Origin of the sequence: Glutamicibacter sp. NPDC087344 (assembly GCF_044744225.1) — a bacterium.
Lineage (GTDB): Bacteria > Actinomycetota > Actinomycetes > Actinomycetales > Micrococcaceae > Glutamicibacter.
Genome location: NZ_JBIUXY010000006.1, coordinates 185,423 through 201,095 on the forward strand (window position 1 = coordinate 185,423; position 15,673 = coordinate 201,095).

15 protein-coding genes and 1 pseudogene are annotated in these 15,673 nt (G+C 62.1%); 9 read left to right on the top strand and 7 right to left on the bottom strand.

Annotation, left to right across the window (positions count from 1 at the left end):
* Window positions 1-94 precede the first annotated feature (94 nt).
* The 8 genes and pseudogenes from thrS to mutM all read left to right on the top strand — a co-directional run bounded on the left by thrS (window position 95) and on the right by mutM (window position 10,337).
* A complete protein-coding gene (thrS, locus tag ACIOWL_RS12715; RefSeq protein ID WP_400385530.1) occupies window positions 95-2,110 on the top strand; it encodes a threonine--tRNA ligase in 2,016 nt (671 codons plus the stop codon).
* Between the two features lie 27 nt (window positions 2,111-2,137).
* Window positions 2,138-2,698 (top strand): HIT family protein, encoded by a 561-nt coding sequence (locus ACIOWL_RS12720; RefSeq protein WP_400385533.1) that lies wholly within the window; start codon window positions 2,138-2,140, stop codon window positions 2,696-2,698.
* A gap of 263 nt (window positions 2,699-2,961) precedes the next feature.
* Window positions 2,962-4,149 (top strand): biotin synthase BioB, encoded by a 1,188-nt coding sequence (gene bioB, locus ACIOWL_RS12725; protein ID WP_400385536.1) that lies wholly within the window; start codon window positions 2,962-2,964, stop codon window positions 4,147-4,149.
* Between the two features lie 90 nt (window positions 4,150-4,239).
* Complete coding sequence (locus tag ACIOWL_RS12730; protein WP_400385538.1) at window positions 4,240-4,911, top strand: TetR family transcriptional regulator; 672 nt, start codon at window positions 4,240-4,242, stop codon at window positions 4,909-4,911.
* 10 nt (window positions 4,912-4,921) lie between these two features.
* Window positions 4,922-5,854, top strand: a complete 933-nt coding sequence (locus tag ACIOWL_RS12735; protein ID WP_400385541.1) for an ATP-binding cassette domain-containing protein — start codon at window positions 4,922-4,924, stop codon at window positions 5,852-5,854.
* Window positions 5,851-7,515, top strand: a complete 1,665-nt coding sequence (locus tag ACIOWL_RS12740; protein ID WP_400385544.1) for an ABC transporter permease — start codon at window positions 5,851-5,853, stop codon at window positions 7,513-7,515. The genes ACIOWL_RS12735 and ACIOWL_RS12740 overlap by 4 nt, the downstream gene beginning before the upstream one ends.
* Before the next feature lie 352 nt (window positions 7,516-7,867).
* Complete coding sequence (gene pdxS, locus ACIOWL_RS12745; protein WP_400385547.1) at window positions 7,868-8,770, top strand: pyridoxal 5'-phosphate synthase lyase subunit PdxS; 903 nt, start codon at window positions 7,868-7,870, stop codon at window positions 8,768-8,770.
* Window positions 8,771-9,484: 714 nt separating this feature from the next.
* Window positions 9,485-10,337 (top strand): annotated as a pseudogene (gene mutM / locus ACIOWL_RS12750) (bifunctional DNA-formamidopyrimidine glycosylase/DNA-(apurinic or apyrimidinic site) lyase).
* Window positions 10,338-10,497: 160 nt separating this feature from the next.
* On the opposite strand, the gene ACIOWL_RS12755 reads toward mutM, so the two are convergent.
* The 3 genes from ACIOWL_RS12755 to ACIOWL_RS12765 all read right to left on the bottom strand — a co-directional run bounded on the left by ACIOWL_RS12755 (window position 10,498) and on the right by ACIOWL_RS12765 (window position 12,155).
* A complete protein-coding gene (locus ACIOWL_RS12755; RefSeq protein ID WP_400385549.1) occupies window positions 10,498-11,343 on the bottom strand; it encodes an abortive infection family protein in 846 nt (281 codons plus the stop codon).
* Window positions 11,344-11,349: 6 nt separating this feature from the next.
* Window positions 11,350-11,574: a hypothetical protein gene (locus tag ACIOWL_RS12760; RefSeq protein ID WP_400385551.1), complete on the bottom strand. Its 225-nt coding sequence runs from the start codon at window positions 11,572-11,574 to the stop codon at window positions 11,350-11,352.
* 119 nt (window positions 11,575-11,693) lie between these two features.
* Window positions 11,694-12,155 carry a prevent-host-death protein gene (locus ACIOWL_RS12765; RefSeq protein ID WP_400385553.1) on the bottom strand — a complete coding sequence of 154 codons (462 nt, stop codon included), beginning with the start codon at window positions 12,153-12,155 and terminating at the stop codon, window positions 11,694-11,696.
* Between the two features lie 417 nt (window positions 12,156-12,572).
* Here ACIOWL_RS12765 and ACIOWL_RS12770 point away from each other — a divergent pair, with 417 nt between their 5' ends.
* Window positions 12,573-12,752 carry a zinc finger domain-containing protein gene (locus ACIOWL_RS12770; protein ID WP_400385555.1) on the top strand — a complete coding sequence of 60 codons (180 nt, stop codon included), beginning with the start codon at window positions 12,573-12,575 and terminating at the stop codon, window positions 12,750-12,752.
* A 39-nt stretch (window positions 12,753-12,791) separates the two neighbouring features.
* On the opposite strand, the gene ACIOWL_RS12775 is transcribed toward ACIOWL_RS12770, so the two are convergent.
* From ACIOWL_RS12775 to ACIOWL_RS12790, 4 genes are all read right to left on the bottom strand, one after another.
* Window positions 12,792-13,151, bottom strand: coding sequence for a DoxX family protein (locus tag ACIOWL_RS12775; protein ID WP_400385558.1), 360 nt, complete (start codon window positions 13,149-13,151; stop codon window positions 12,792-12,794).
* Window positions 13,148-13,732: a TetR/AcrR family transcriptional regulator gene (locus ACIOWL_RS12780; RefSeq protein WP_400385561.1), complete on the bottom strand. Its 585-nt coding sequence runs from the start codon at window positions 13,730-13,732 to the stop codon at window positions 13,148-13,150. The genes ACIOWL_RS12775 and ACIOWL_RS12780 overlap by 4 nt, the downstream gene beginning before the upstream one ends.
* A 304-nt stretch (window positions 13,733-14,036) precedes the next feature.
* Complete coding sequence (locus tag ACIOWL_RS12785; RefSeq protein ID WP_400385564.1) at window positions 14,037-14,528, bottom strand: SDR family NAD(P)-dependent oxidoreductase; 492 nt, start codon at window positions 14,526-14,528, stop codon at window positions 14,037-14,039.
* Window positions 14,529-14,773: 245 nt separating this feature from the next.
* Window positions 14,774-15,667, bottom strand: a complete 894-nt coding sequence (locus tag ACIOWL_RS12790) for a LysR family transcriptional regulator (protein WP_400385567.1) — start codon at window positions 15,665-15,667, stop codon at window positions 14,774-14,776.
* Between the last annotated feature and the right edge of the window lie 6 nt (window positions 15,668-15,673).

Genomic DNA, 15,673 nt, shown 5'->3' on the forward strand with positions numbered 1-15,673 from the left:
GGAATGCTGAACTAAACTGGATTCTGGCTGGCTGTGGCCAAGGTATGCCACAAGCTATGAAGCCATCACAGATTGAAAGGTAGAACCCGATCTCATGAGCGAGCAGCTGACTCTCACCATCGACGGCGAGCAGGTACAGGTGGACGCGGGGACAACCGGTTTGCAGTTCTTCGCCAAGGACAAAGACGTGGTAGTGATGCACGTCGACGGCGTACTGCGAGACCTGTCCCGCGAACTCGAAGCCGGAAGCACCGTCACCCAGGTAACCATCGCCGATCCCGAAGGTCTGGAGGTGTTACGCCACTCGACCGCCCACGTGATGGCCCAGGCGGTGCAGCAGCTGCGCCCGGATTCCAAGCTCGGCATCGGCCCCTACATCACCGACGGTTTCTACTTCGACTTCGACGTGGATGAGCCATTCACCCCCGAAGACCTGAAGCAGCTGGAAAAGATGATGCTTAAGATCGTCAACCAGAACCAGCTTTTCGCGCGCCGCGAGGTAACCCCTGCGGAAGCCAAGGCGGAAATGGCCAACGAGCCGTACAAGTGCGAGCTGCTGGCCAAGGCCGACTCGGCCGATACCTCCGGCGAGGGTGTCACCGTTGAGGTGGCCGCCGGCGAAACCACCATCTATGACAACGTCGACCGCAAGAGCGGGGAAACCGTCTGGAAGGACCTGTGCCGCGGCCCGCACCTGCCGAACACCAAGCTGATCAAAAACGCGTTCTCGCTGACCCGTTCGGCCGCCGCCTACTGGTTGGGCAGCGAAAAAAACAAGCAGCTGCAGCGCATCTACGGCACCGCCTGGCCAACCAAGGAAGACCTCAAGGCCTACCAGGAGCGCCTGGCCGAGGCCGAGCGCCGCGACCACCGCAAGCTGGGCGCCGAGCTTGACCTGTTCTCCTTCCCCGACGAGCTGGGCTCGGGCCTGCCGGTGTTCCACCCCAAGGGCGGCATCATCAAGCGCGAGATGGAAGACTACGTGCGCGACCGCCACGTGGAAGAGGGCTTCCAGTACGTGGGCACCCCGCACATCTCCAAGGACGGGCTGTTCCACACCTCGGGCCACCTGCCGTACTACGCGGACACCATGTTCCCGGCGCTGCACATCGATGAAGAGCGCGACGAAGACGGAAACATCACCAAGCAGGGCCAGGAATACCGGCTGAAGGCCATGAACTGCCCGATGCACAACCTGATTTTCCGCGGCCGCGGACGCAGCTACCGCGAACTGCCGCTGCGCCTGTTCGAGTTCGGCCACGTCTACCGCTACGAGAAGTCCGGTGTGGTCCACGGGTTGACCCGCGTGCGCGGTTTCGCCCAGGACGATTCGCACTCCTACGTCACCAAGGAACAGGCCCCTTCCGAGGTTGAGCACCTGCTGAACTTCATGCTCTCCCTGCTCAAGGACTTCGGCATGGACGACTTCTACCTGGAGCTTTCAACCCGCGATCCCCAGTCGGACAAGTTCATCGGCTCGGATGAGCAGTGGGAAGAGGCAACTGCCGTCCTTGAGCGCGTGGCTACCGAATCCGGTGTTGAGCTTGTTGCCGATCCGGGCGGCGCCGCATTCTACGGCCCGAAGATTTCGGTCCAGGCCAAGGACGCCATCGGCCGCACCTGGCAGATGGGCACCGTGCAGTACGACTTCAACCAGCCTGCGCGTTTCGGACTGGAATACCAGGCCGCGGATGGAACCCGCCAGGAACCGGTGATGATCCACGCCGCCAAGTTCGGTTCGATCGAGCGCTTCCTCGGTGTGCTCACCGAGCACTACGCCGGCGCCTTCCCGGCCTGGCTTGCCCCGGTCCAGGTGCGCGCGATTCCGGTGGCCGAAGCCTTCAACGACTACCTCGCCGAGGTCGTCGCCAAGCTCAAGGCCGCCGGCGTGCGTGTGGAGCTGGATGACTCCTCGGATCGTTTCCCGAAGAAGATTCGCAACGCCTCCAAGGAAAAGATCCCGTTTGTGCTGATCGCCGGTGGTGAGGATGCCGACGCCAACGCGGTGTCCTTCCGCTTCCGCGACGGCAGCCAGGACAACCAGGTGCCGGTGGACGAGGCGGTTGCCCGCATCGTTCAAGCCATCAAGAGCCGCGACAACAACAACTAAGCACACCGGCAAGGGGAGTCCATCATCATGCAGTATCCGCAGGACGCACAGGTCACCGACGATTTTGAACTCGCCGGTGTGCCGGACTCGTTCCAACGTTTATGGACTCCCTACCGGATGGCTTACATCAAGGGCGGCCAGGACCAGGTCAAGGACGAGGCAAGCTGCCCCTTCTGCGCCGGTCCGAACCGCACCGATCAGGAGGCGCTGATTGTCCACCGCGGGGAAACCTGCTTCGTGATCCTGAACTTGTTCCCGTACAACCCGGGGCACCTGCTGGTTTGCCCCTACCGCCACGTGCCGAATTACACCGACATTACGCTGGAGGAAACCGCTGAAATGGCGGCCCTGACGCAGAAGTCCATGCGGGTGCTGCGCCAGGCTTCCAACCCGGCGGGTTTCAACCTGGGGATGAACCAGGGTGAAGCCGGGGGAGCCGGCATCGCCGCGCACCTGCATCAGCATGTGGTGCCGCGGTGGAACGGGGATGGAAACTTTTTCCCGATCATTGCCGGAACCAAAGCGATTCCGCAGACTCTCGGCGAGGTGCGGGAAACCATCGCCGCCACCTGGCTAGAGGTTCAATAGGGCCAGCTCCTCCTGGAGGATGCTCGCCCCGTGCAGCACCCTGCGCCCCGCTTCAAGGATTTTCCTTGGAGCGGGGCGCAGGGTGTTTAAGTGCCGAAAAATTTGGATTATGACGACACGCACTTGAACACTGTTCAATATATCCGCATTTGTGGGTAGGGTGAAGATTCACCACCAATTGAACACCGTTCAAGGATGTTGCATCGAGTACCACATTCGCCCCACCACTCCTTGGCGCGGTGTCCTGTCGCGAAAGGTGCCCCATGGCTCCGCACGATGTATTGCTCGATGTTCCCCAGCTCGTGGCCCGGATTTCTTCCGGGTACCGGCTGACCCAAACCGACGCGCTGGCGGTGCTGGCCACCGACGACTTCGCGACGTTGCCGCTGGTTGGTGCGGCCGGCACCTTGCGCCGCAAATATTTTGGCAACACGGTGAAGGTCAACTACCTGGTCAACCTGAAATCTGGGCTCTGCCCCGAGGACTGCACCTATTGCTCCCAGCGGTTGGGTTCGACGGCAGAAATCCTGAAATACTCCTGGCTCACACCCGAGCAGGCCGTCACCCAGGCCGGGCACGGGATCGCCGCGGGCGCCTCCCGTGTCTGCCTGGTGGCCTCCGGCAAGGGTCCAAGCAATCGAGATGTGGACCGGGTGGCCACCATGGTCGAGCAGCTCAAAGTTGAGCATCCGCGGGTGGAAGTTTGCGCCTGTTTAGGAATTCTCAAAGACGGCCACGCCCAGAAGCTTAAGAGTTCCGGGGCGGATGCCTACAACCACAACCTGAACACCGCCGAATCGCTGTACCCGCAGATCTGCAGCTCGCACACCTATCAGGAACGTGTGGACACCGTGCAGCAGGCCCAGTCCGCCGGGCTATCCTCCTGCTCGGGGCTGATTGTCGGACTCGGCGAAAGCCCGGAGCAACTGGTTGAGGCGATCTTCGCCCTGCGGGATCTGGGATCGGAATCCATACCGGTCAACTTCTTGATGCCCTTCGATGGCACACCCTTGGAAGGAACCTGGCTGCTGACACCCCTGGCCTGCCTGCGGATCTTGGCCTTGGTGCGCCTGGTGTGCCCCGACAAGGAACTGCGCATCGCCGGCGGCCGCGAAATGCACCTGCGCTCGCTGCAGTCCACCGCCTTGGAAGTCGCCAACTCGATCTTCCTGGGCGACTATCTCACCAGCGAGGGGCAGGGTGCCGCGAAGGATCTTGAGATGATCGCCGACGCCGGCTTCGTGGTCCTGGGGCAGGAGGCATCCGGCGCTTCGGCGGTTTCTCCTCACCGGTCGGCGGCCGCGCCAGTTGCTGCGCCCACCGGCCATTCCTGCGCCAGTGCGTGCGCCAGCACCTGCGGAACAACCGCGTCGGGCTGCGGGGGAGCAAGCCACCGTGAGCCGGTGTTGCGCCGTCGCGGAGCCGGAACCGAGCAGGATCCCAACGCCTAGAATCACCGTCCTTGCGGGGAAATAACCGGAGGGAAAATGCTCACCCGGCACCCCTTGCCAGCGGCTATACACCGGAGTAGCCTCCTATACGTGAGTACAGCTTGGCAGGATTTGACCGGTCGAGCTCGATTGCGCGATGCGGCAATCGAGGCCTTCGCCGCGCAGGGATTCGAGGAATCCCTGCGGTCAATCGCGGCCCGGGCCCAGGTCACCGCCGGGCTGGTGCGGCATCACTTCGGCTCCAAAGATGCCTTGCGGGCCGAGTGCGATGCCACCGTCCTTGAGCGGTACCGCCAGCTCAAGGAAGAATCTCTGCAGGCCGACCCTCACCAGCTGTTCACCCACCTGCCCGCCTCGGCGCAGGGCGGCGTACTTTTGCTCTATATCCTGCGCTCGGCCCGCGAGGGCTCGGCCGCCGGTCGAAAATTCACCGAACAGCTGATCGATGAAGCGCTGATCCTCTTGAACCAGTCCGTCTCGCGCGGGCTGATTGTCCCCAGCCGCGACGAGCCGGCACGGGCACGTTTATTGATCCTGCAATCTTTGGGGGCGCTGGTCCTGCACTTTGCGCTGAACCCGCCGCAGGATCCGGAAGACTTCGCCGCGGTCATGCAGGACTACTACTCACGCGTGGCCCTGCCCACCCTGGAAATCTACTCCGAGGGGCTGTTCACCGACTCGGCCTACCTCAATGAGTACCTTCTCGCTACCGCAGCCGATGTCCCACCCGCGACAGACGCGGGAATAACCGAATCTCGGTAAGGAGCACACCATGGCCACCATCACGCCGGCCATTGAAGTGAGCGGACTGCACAAAAAATTCGGGCGCACCACCGCCCTGAAGGATCTGGACCTGCATCTTGAGACCGGGCAGATCGCAGGATTCCTCGGGCCAAATGGTTCCGGGAAATCCACCACCATCCGCATCCTGCTCGGTCTACTCAAGGCCGATGGGGGAGAAGCCCGGATTCTCGGAGGCGACCCGTGGCGGGACGCTGTCTCGCTGCACCGCCGCCTGGCCTACGTTCCGGGCGAGGTGAATCTCTGGCCAAATCTCACCGGCGGCCAGGCCCTGGGAATTTTGGGCACGTTGCACGGCCCGGTGGATACTCGCCGCCGCAACGAGCTGCTTGAACGCTTCGAGCTGGACCCCGGCAAAAAAGCCCGCAGCTACTCCAAGGGAAACCGCCAAAAGGTCGCACTCGTCGCCGCCCTGAGCTCGCGGGCGGAACTCCTGTTGCTCGATGAGCCGACCTCGGGGCTGGATCCATTGATGGAACAGGTTTTCACCACGTGCATCCGGGAGGTCGCGGCCGAGGGGCGCAGTGTCCTGCTCTCCAGCCACATCTTCGCCGAGGTTGAAAAACTGTGCGACACCATCACCATCATCCGCGACGGGCACACCGTTCAGGCAGGGCCCCTCGCCGAGCTGCGCCACCTGCAACGCACGCAAATCACCGTCCAGGTTTCCGCTGATCCCGCCGCGCTGGCCATGGTGCAGGGTGTCGAAGACCTGAAAATCAGCGGGGCAACGGCGCGCTTCAGCGCGGATCCGGCCCAGCTCGCGGGCATCCTGCGTGCCTTGGCGGGTTACTCACCACGAAATTTGGTCAGCTCCCCGCCCTCGCTGGAGGACCTGTTTCTTCGCCACTATTCCGATGCCCTGCGCCAGCCGGTTGCGACCCAGGCAGGCGAGTACCGATGAGCACCGGAACCACCCACGGGCGCCACATGCTGGCCGAACGGCCTCCGCGTTCAACCACGGCGCCGCGCGGTACAAGCACATTGAGCGGGACCGGGATCGTCTTCGGTTTCATCCTGCGCAGGAACTGGTTGCGCCTGTCTTTGTGGGTGCTGATCCTGTCTTCGATGATCCCGGTTGTTTACGACTCGCAGCAAAGCGCCTTCCCCACCCAGGCGGCGCGCGATGCCTATGCGCAGGTGGCCAACACCCCGGCGGTGGCCGCCATGACCGGCTTGCCCTATGCCGCAGGATCCCTGGGCGGCATTCTGGTGATCAAGATCTGGATGACCTTGGCCGTGACCCTCGCACTGGCCGTCTGTTTCCTGATCACCCGCAACGGCCGGGCTGAGGAGGAGTCCGGGCGAACCGAACTGCTTCGTTCCACGGCGCTGGGCCGCCATGCCTATTCAACCGCCAACTACCTGATCGCAGTCGCACTGTGCCTGGCTACCGGTGCACTGATCAGCCTGCTGTGCCTGTGGGTGTCCCTGCCGGCCATGGGCAGTTGGATCATGGGTGCTTCCATTGCCGGCACCGGACTGGCCTTTATCGGCCTATCCGCGATCTGCGGTCAGCTCAGCTCAACCAGCCGCGGGGCGAACTCGCTGGTCCTGGCACTGGTTGGACTCTTTTATTTTGTTCGGGCCGGGGCCGACCTGCAGGCCGAGGGCACCACACCCCACGCGCTGAGTTGGCTCTCACCGATCGGTTGGGCGCAGAACATGCGCGCCTTCGGGGATAACAACTGGTGGCCACTGCTTGCCCTCACAGGCTTGGGTCTGCTGGGCTGCCTGCTCGCGGCAGGGATTGAAAACACCCGTGATCTCGGCGCAGGGCTGTTGCCCGAACATCATGGCCCAACCGAGGCACGCAGGCTGATGACCACGCCCTGGGGTCTAGCCCTGCGACTGCAACGCTCCTCGATGATCAGCTGGTTTCTCGGCGCAGCCATTTCCGGCCTCTTTTTCGGTTCGGTAGCGCAAGCCATGAGTTCGCTGCTCGATCCGGGTAATCCCTTCGCCCGCAACTTCTTGGGCGCCGGGGATAACATGCTTGAGGGAGTGCTGGCGATCTTCGTTCTGTTCACCGCGCTGCTTGCCGGGGCATTTGCCATCCAATCCCTGGGCGCGGCCCAAAGCGAGGAGGCCAGTGGGCGGCTTGAACAACAGCTGGCCGGTTCCCTTTCCCGAGGCGCTTGGCTCGGATCCCACCTGCTGCTTGCCGGAATCGGTTCCGGGTTGATGCTGCTGCTTGGCGGTTACCTCATTGGCTTGGCCTCCGACGGGGCGGCGGCGCCCTGGACCGTGGCCACGGAATGCCTGGCTTTTTGGCCGGCGGTACTTTCACTGCTGGGAGTACAACTGCTGGCTTTCGGATATGCGCCGCACCTGAGCACCACCATCACCTGGGTTCTCTATGGGTTCTCGGTCATGGCCTCCATGTTCGGCGGACTGTTCTCGCTACCTGCCAACCTGGTCAAGGCAACTGCATTCGGAGCCGTCCCGAGACTACCCGCCGAAGAATTCGCTTGGACACCGCTGATACTCCTGCTGCTGATTTCACTGTTGCTCGCCGGGGCAGGTTTGAGACGCTTCAACCGTCGCGACGTGTCGACCAGCTGAGGCTTGGCCCGTCTGTTTGAGGCCGGCGGCCGAACGCCAAACCAATTTTGAAGGCAGTTCACCACCCGCGCCCCAAGGCCCGAATGACAAGTCATCTAGCCTGCAGACCTCGCGTAACAATTGCCGGTAAAGCCACCTTGACAAGGTGTAATAAAAAATCTTGAATGTGACGCCAAAAGCGTCAACCAAGGGATTTATCGACTATCGTCATATTGTTACGCAACACAGGCGGTAAAGAACTTTATGAACCCTACGATGAGTGTGTGCTACCTCGCCGCTGCCTGAATTTCTGAACCCAACACCGGGTGCGCAGCGGCGCTCTTATGCAGTATCGAAAGGAACCAGTTCCCCCATGTCTTCGAACTCCCAGAACCCAGTCATCGGTTCGGACCGCGTCAAGCGCGGCATGGCTGAAATGCTCAAGGGCGGCGTCATTATGGACGTAGTCACCCCAGAGCAGGCACGCATCGCTGAAGATGCCGGCGCCGTCGCCGTCATGGCCTTGGAGCGGGTTCCCGCCGACATCCGCGCCCAGGGCGGCGTCTCACGGATGAGTGATCCGGATATGATCGACGGCATCATCAACGAGGTCTCCATCCCGGTGATGGCCAAGGCCCGTATCGGACACTTTGTCGAGGCGCAGATCCTGCAGTCGCTCGGCGTTGACTACATCGACGAGTCAGAGGTCCTTTCGCCGGCCGACTACGAGAACCACATCGACAAGCAGCCGTTCACGGTGCCTTTCGTCTGCGGTGCGACCAACCTCGGTGAGGCCCTGCGCCGCATCAACGAAGGCGCAGCGATGATCCGTTCCAAGGGCGAAGCCGGCACCGGCGACGTTTCCAACGCCACCGGCCACATGCGCAAGATTCGCGCAGAAATCGCCAAGCTGGCAGCCCTTCCAGAAGACGAACTGTATGTCGCAGCCAAGGAACTCCAGGCTCCGTACGAACTGGTGAAGGAAATCGCGAGCACCGGCAAGCTTCCGGTAGTGCTGTTCACCGCCGGTGGTATCGCCACCCCGGCCGATGCCGCCATGATGATGCAGCTGGGTGCCGACGGCGTGTTCGTTGGCTCGGGCATCTTCAAGTCCGGCAACCCGGTTCAGCGTGCCGAGGCCATCGTGAAGGCCACCACCTTCTTCGATAACCCGGACGAGTTGGCCAAGATCTCCCGCGGCTTGGGCGAAGCGATGGTCGGCATCAACGTGACCGACGTTCCCGTCCCGCACCGCCTGGCAGAGCGCGGCTGGTAAGTGCTAAACTATCAGGCAATTTGGACCCACGTCACCGATATCTTGGTGACGTGGGCTTCTGTCTTTAGTGGCCAATTTAAGGCTGATTCCGTGGTCCAAGATGGGTATCCGTGAATGCTGCAGTTTGGTGATTTTATGACAGTAAAGAAATTTATGGGTCGGTTGGCGATACTCGTGTGCTACCTGTGAGCAAGGCCAACTGCGGCCTCCTGCGAGACGTTGACGTGGATCGACCTTTTGAGCATTTTCACCGTTCCAATACATGTCTGTATAACGTCAGTCTCACGCAACGCTGATCAGATGCGTCACATCAGACTGAGAAGTCGCTTCGGTTCTCGACAGTTGCCAGTCGAACAAGGGCCGCTATTTTCTCCGATTCCGCTAGGGCAAGCCTGCGACTTGCAGGCCGAGACATACTTCTCGACATCATTCTTCACCATGGGCGGTATATACACAGAAGTGGGACGAGTTTCGAAACCCTGTAAGTCAACGTGAACGTAAAATCGGGCTTCTTCAACGTTGCATCAAAGCGGGTCGAAGGAGGCCGTTCACTCCAATGTCGCGATTGACTCTACCGGACAGCGACCCGGCGTCAACGAGTCATATGCCGGTCTGACCTAACGCGAGAGGCTTTGGGTAAGCCGCAATACGGCCCCACCTGTTCAGCAACGCACCGCCGTAGTGCTAGGTCCCGGACACTGAGAGGTGTAGCCCGTGCCTGAACTGCCTGAAGTCGAAGTTGTGCGGCGGGGACTCAACGACCATGTCCGTGGCAGGACGATCGCATCGGCTGTTCTCCGGCATCCTCTGGCAGCTTGTCGTCATGTTGGCGGTCCAAAAGATCTTGCAGCGTGGATGGTTGGTGCGACGATCACTGGGACTGCCCGACGCAGCAAGTACCTGTGGCTGGTCCTGGACGGCGAGGACGCGTAGCTGGCGCATCTGGGGATGAGCGGGCATATGCTCATCACGTCCCCTGCGGCTGCAGTCGCTGCACACAAGCGGACTCGGTTCACCTTCACCGACGGCGGCCACGATCTTAGGTTCGATGACCAGCGCACATTCGGGCACCTGATGTACGACGAAGGCGGAGCGGTGCTTCCCTCATCGATCGCCCATATCGCACGAGATCCGTTCGATCCGCTGTTCGACCAGGCATCAGCTGTTGCGTGGATCAAGGCCAAGCGCACGGGAATCAAGACGGAGATCAAGTGGGTGCTGCTGGACCAGACATGTGGTGTCCGGCATCGGGAACATCTACGCCGAAGAGGAGTTGTGGGCCGCCAAGGCGCACGGCGAGACACCTGCGTCGTCATTGAGCAAGTTCAGGATCAATGCGCTAATCGATGCTGCTCGGGAGGTTATGGCCGCCGCACTCGCCCAGGGAGGGACGTCGTTCGATTCTCGGTATGTCGATGTGGCAGGCAGTAGCGGATATTTTGCCCGCAGCCTGAATGCCTACGGGATTGACGGCCAGCCCTGCACGCGCTGCGGGAAGCCGATCGTACGGGAGAAGTTCATGAACCGATCGAGTTATTCGTGTCCAGTGTGTCAGCGGAAACGCTAGTTCGAAGACTCGTCTGCACGCCGGTTTCGATCATGGAGCCGTCTCGACTCGCACTACGTCAACGTATACCGGCCGCTGTCGCCTTGGGTTCTGGACGGGGCGAGAACTCGATGCCCGAGTTCCGCAGTGATCAGGTCCAGAGCTTCCACCCCGATCGAATCTAGGACTCTGAACGACGCCATGGCGCGTCGGAATCAGCGAGCGTCTCGAGCATGAGCTGGCACCAGACCTGGGCCGCCCCGACGACGAGGCGGGCGTGCCGCGGGCGCACCCACGTCGGGACTTCCTCGGCTCCGTGGTCGATGCCGACACTGTTCCTGATCTCGGTCACGCTCTGGGTGAGGGTGATCAGCGACTGCAGGGCCTGGCGGAGCGCCCGGTTCTCGTCGCTGACCGACTTGGGGGCGAGGCCGAGCGATTCCTGGGCCGCGTGGACCAGGGCGGGGACCTTCGCGCCGGGGGAGTAGCTCTGCTCCCGGGCGGTGAGCACGCACTTGGCAGTCGACTCGATCAGCGCCTTGGCAGTGCTCACGGCGAGCCGCGGGTCGGAGTCGACGCTGTCGCCCAGCCTTCGCAGATGGTCATGAATGGACTGCGGATCGGGAAGTGCGCTGAGCGCATGTTCGGTCAACCCAGCCACGGCTCTGCCCATGCGCACGATGCCGTTGGCTTCGTCGACATCGAAGCCATCTTCACGCAGGATCTGGAACCACTTGTCCCGCAGTCCGTCGCCGCCTCCCCAACCGGTCGCGGTGTCCTGGATGATCTTCTGAAGCACGTCGCCGAGCACCGCCGCAAGCCGCTGAGCATCGGTGGCGTTGCCTAGGTCGAGGGTCGCGAGGTACCGGCGCATCCGCTCGCGCCGGACGCTCTCGTCGTTCTCGCGATGCTGTTCCGGGCCAAGGACGACGCCCCGGTCGTCGAAGAGCGCGTTGATCTCGCGCAGAGGCGTGCCGGTCAACTGGTCGGAGAGCAGCCGCATCACCCGCGGCGTGAAGGTACCCATGCGCGGCTACTTCGTCTCGTTCGGGTGTGCGGTGTGGACTTGTTCGAGGTAGACGGTGCTGCCGTCGACGTAGAACCAGACCCGGGCGCTGCCCTTGAGCGTGGGCTTGTGCTGCCAGCGCTGAAAGCTGCGGCCTCCCCGGGTGATGACTGCCAAGGAGCCCTCAAGTGGATAGTTGGTCACGGTCGTCTGCTGGGGCGTGCGGGTCAGGAAGTCCCAGGTCTCGCTCATGGGGTTCCTGATTGTTGCCACGAGATCGCGCCAGCCCTTCTCGGCCTGTCTCGTGGAGTGCTTGATCACGTACTCCGACTTCTTCGCCGGTCGTGGGACGACGGTCTCCTTGGGCATGCTCAGGGGCGCTCGACGATCGCGTCGTCGTCTTCGTCGAGCCATTCGACCGGCTGCGAGCCCAGGCCGGCAGCGATCGCTGTGGCGGTCTCGTGCCAGCTGGTGAGCTTGGCGATCGCCAGGTGCGGCTGATGTGTGGAGAAAGATGCGCGTGCGGCGTCAATGAGGTCTCGGGCGCACTGCTCGCGGTCCTGGGCGCTCAGCGCGTACATCCAGGGGTAGTGGCTGGCCATGCGCTCGGTGAGGGGGCCTTCCTCGAGAGTCACCGTGATGAGCGTACCCGCTATGCTCAGTAGCTCGGCGCGGGCGTCGGCCTCGCGCTGGGACATGAGGACTAGGGACTCGCCGTCGCGGCGGGTCACAGTGACTGGATGGTCCTCGGCCTCGGCGAAGACCTCGGCCGAGTGCTTGCTCAGGTCCGAGGAGCGCCGGGTGGCCGTGGGGTGGTTCGCAAGGAGAGACATGCCCTAAGTGTATTCCGAATGTGTTCGGAAGTCCATTGCGGTTTGGTCGAGCATCAGACTTGGACAGCGCGTTCGCCCTGACTGCGCACGCCGAGCACGTCCGGAAGATCCGCGAGGCCGCGCCGCCGCTGACGCGAGCGCAGACGGGGTTCATGGCCGAGGTCTTCGCAGACCACCTGCTCGAAAAGGAGCTCAATAGAAGTAGCGGTGGGGAGGCAGGAACTGCGTCACAGGGATGCAGTTCCCATCTTCGATGGCGGGGACCTCAAATATGCAGGGATCGCAGTTGCCCGACTCTTCCTTCGACCGCGCCGTTGCCAGGTTGAAGTCGTGAGGCCGTAGTCCGGATAGTGGGCAGCGTGCGTCGCTACACCGTTGTCTCGACGAGAAGTGCGCTATGACCAGAGGAAACGCTTCGTGCTGAGCCTTTCACTTTTTCAATGTATCTATCGAGGGAAGTGGGGATATTTCAGCAGGTATCTACATTCCCATAGTCGAACATGGGAGCCTTGCGATAGGTGTGGCACAAAGTCTAGGCGTATCCGGTTTGGCGACCGCTCGTTGCATCTCCACCTGAGTTGCCAGCCTCGTAGGTAGATTTCTGGGATTCGAGTGCCACTTGCACGCACACATTCATTAGGCTAGAAAGGAGAATACTAACGTGGCGAGGGAGAGCGAGAGCATTCCCAGGCAGTTCACCCAGAATGACATGCCAGTGAAACGAGCTTTGATGTGAGCGCTGGTTGCGCATAGGGAATACACGACGACTCCGACGCTGGCGGCGAGTCCGATACCCGGAACCCAGAAGCCAACGATTAGCCCGGCGACAGCGAGTGTTTTGATGACAATGAGCGTCCACCACCATTCGCCCGGGAAGCCTACCCCCTCAAGACAATCACGGATGAACTTAGGTGGCTTGATCGAAGCAACTGCGTCGAATAAGAGAGTAGCGGCCAACAGGGCGGTGAGCCACCAGGGATCGGGGAGAAGAGTCATGCTTGGGATTTCCTTGTTTGGCAGATCGCCGCGATGATGCCTTTGAGGCTGCGCTTTAGCTGTTCCGTGTTGTGATCGTCTTGTGGTGTCCAAGTGAACAGCCGACCGATGTAGGCGAAGTAGATGCTCTCTGCAAGAGGTCGTGCGACCTGCACCTGAGCGCGAACGAGAACGGCCTCGACTTCATTGATGAGAGTGTCCGCAAGCTCAGTGAACGTACTGGATGCGGTTTCGCCCGCCACTAGTATGGAACCGTAGACGCGGGCAAGCTGGGGATCAGCGGTAAAGAGTTCTGCGAACGGCTCGACCAGTTCGGCGATCTGCTCGATTGCACCGCTTGCCGATTCTGCTCTGCATTCTGCGCGTCCCTGGTGAATCTCTTCGATGCGTTGATCGAAACTGGCGACCAGAAGTGCGTTCTTGTCTCCTGCGGACATCACTGTTCCTGTACTCACCCCAGCGGCGGTGGCAATGTCACGAATAGTGGTCACCGTGAAGCCCCTCGTGCGGAACAACTCGTCCGCCACTGTTAGTACTCGTGCTTCGGTCTCACGTTTCTGCGCTTCACGGACTGATCCCACACCCAACTCCTAATGAATTCGTTCAGTGAACATGTTCAGTCTATACCAATTCGGAGTCATACCCGCGAGGATCACTTGGCGGGGCACGACTCCGCATCATGTCTTACCGAGTCCAGGGATGTTGTCCGCTGATACGGGTATTCTCCCCGGGTTAGGTCAGCAGGCCACGCTTCAGTGCTTCGCGTTGCTGGATGCGCGCCGCCCGGTCGAAGACCTGCTGAACCTCCTACGCCTGGGCGATCAACCCGCGGGTGGCGATCCCCGGATCTGTGCCGGCGGGGCGCGGACCCAGCGAGCGCGGGATCTAGTTTCGGCCGGCCATGACGCCGCCGTCGGCGTTCCAGATAGCTCCGGTGACCCAGCCGGTGGCGTTGGAGACCACGAACGCGGCGACCTCCGCGATTTCCTCCGAGGTGCCGACGCGGCCGATGGGGTGGAAGGAATCGAAGCCGCTGATGGCCTCGTCGACCTCGTCCTTGGGAATGAATCCCTCGTAGATCGGTGTGCGCACGACAGCAGGGGCGATCGCGTTGACGCGGATCTTGTGCTCAGCCAGTTCCATGCCCAGATGCTGGGTCAGGGAGTGCAATCCGGCCTTGGCCATCGAGTACGCCGAGGACGGCGTCGCGGCGATCGCCTGGTGCGCCCACATCGAGCCGAGATTGAGAATTGAGCCGCCCTTGCCGCCAGCGACCATGTTCGCCGCCACGGTCTGGGTGATGAAGAAGGTTGCCTTGTTCAGGTCCAGGTAGGAGTCGTGGTCGGATGCCTGGTAGTCGAGGATCGGCTTGGGCACCGACGACGTCCGTGGTGAACAGGTCGGGAACGAGGTATGCCCGGACGTCCGCGGCGCTGTCGCCCGCATCGATGACCAGGGGGATCTGCAGGCAGGCCAAGGCATTGCTCCGTTTCGTGCTGGTGGACCGCGGCTTGTCGATGCCGTATCGTTTCCACGCTACGAGCGCTGCCGGGTTCAGCGGTAGAGGGGAAGCATGAATCTAGCTATAGGGAACGTGTATGGCAAGAGGTGACTGCGGGAGTTCAAACCGAGGGTTGGGACAGGCGGTCGGTGAGGTCTTCGAGTTCGCCGGCGATCGGCGAGCCCGGGTTCCAAACTGCCTCGTAGAAGATCTCCAGGACTCCGCCGTCGGCGTCGAGGACCTCGCGGTGCGGGGTATTGGGGGAGGCGAGCTTGGATTTGGGCAGCATGGCCGAGCCGAGGCCGAGGTGGGACCACTCTTCGAGGACCCGGTAGCTGCCGGCCTCCCCGGGGTAGGCGGAGACGGCCAGCTGGTTCTCGGCGATGAGGCTGCGGGTGAAAGTCGTCAGCCCGCAGGTATCAGGCAGCAGGATCAGCTGCCGGCCGGCCAGCTCGTCCAGACGGGCGGGGCCCTCGCCGGGGCTGGGCTCGATCAACACCAGCGGTTCGGAGTCGATCACCCGGTGGGCGTAGCGCGGCATGGGCTCGACAGATGGGACGACGATCAGGTCGAGGTCTCCGGCGATAAGGGATTCGCGAAGCTCGCCCATATTCGCCTCGCGCAGCACCAGTTGGCGGCGGATGTCCTGCTCCGGCTGGTCGCAGACCGCCCGGTAGGCGCTGGCCACGAGCTTCGGGTTGATGAGCGGAGAGACGCCGACCCGAATCATTTCCGGCGCAGGTGCGTTCCAGCGGCCGGCCTCGGCGTGCACATCGTCAAGCGCGTCCAGCGTGTGCTCAATGCGTGGCAGCATGGCCTGCCCGAAGGCGGTGGTCCTCACCCCGCGAGGCGAACGGTCGAACAGTTTCTGGCCCAGTGCCGCTTCGAGCTTGGCGATGCCATTGGACAGCGCCGGCTGGGTGACTCCGTAGGCCTTCGCCGCAGCGCTGAACGATCCGGTCTGGGCGACCGCCCGAACATAGCGCATTCCTTCGGTGCTCAATCTATCTGCCATACACAC

Bases quoted from the DNA above. Each gene is read 5' to 3' on its own strand.
- ACIOWL_RS12720 (WP_400385533.1), top strand. From the start codon at position 2,138: ATGCAGTATCCGCAGGACGCACAGGTCACCGACGATTTTGAACTCGCC.
- ACIOWL_RS12765 (WP_400385553.1), bottom strand. From the start codon at position 12,155: ATGTCTCTCCTTGCGAACCACCCCACGGCCACCCGGCGCTCCTCGGAC.
- ACIOWL_RS12755 (WP_400385549.1), bottom strand. From the start codon at position 11,343: ATGGGTACCTTCACGCCGCGGGTGATGCGGCTGCTCTCCGACCAGTTG.
- ACIOWL_RS12790 (WP_400385567.1), bottom strand. From the start codon at position 15,667: ATGGCAGATAGATTGAGCACCGAAGGAATGCGCTATGTTCGGGCGGTC.
- ACIOWL_RS12735 (WP_400385541.1), top strand. From the start codon at position 4,922: ATGGCCACCATCACGCCGGCCATTGAAGTGAGCGGACTGCACAAAAAA.
- bioB (WP_400385536.1), top strand. From the start codon at position 2,962: ATGGCTCCGCACGATGTATTGCTCGATGTTCCCCAGCTCGTGGCCCGG.
- ACIOWL_RS12760 (WP_400385551.1), bottom strand. From the start codon at position 11,574: ATGAGCGAGACCTGGGACTTCCTGACCCGCACGCCCCAGCAGACGACC.
- pdxS (WP_400385547.1), top strand. From the start codon at position 7,868: ATGTCTTCGAACTCCCAGAACCCAGTCATCGGTTCGGACCGCGTCAAG.
- thrS (WP_400385530.1), top strand. From the start codon at position 95: ATGAGCGAGCAGCTGACTCTCACCATCGACGGCGAGCAGGTACAGGTG.
- ACIOWL_RS12775 (WP_400385558.1), bottom strand. From the start codon at position 13,151: ATGACTCTTCTCCCCGATCCCTGGTGGCTCACCGCCCTGTTGGCCGCT.
- ACIOWL_RS12740 (WP_400385544.1), top strand. From the start codon at position 5,851: ATGAGCACCGGAACCACCCACGGGCGCCACATGCTGGCCGAACGGCCT.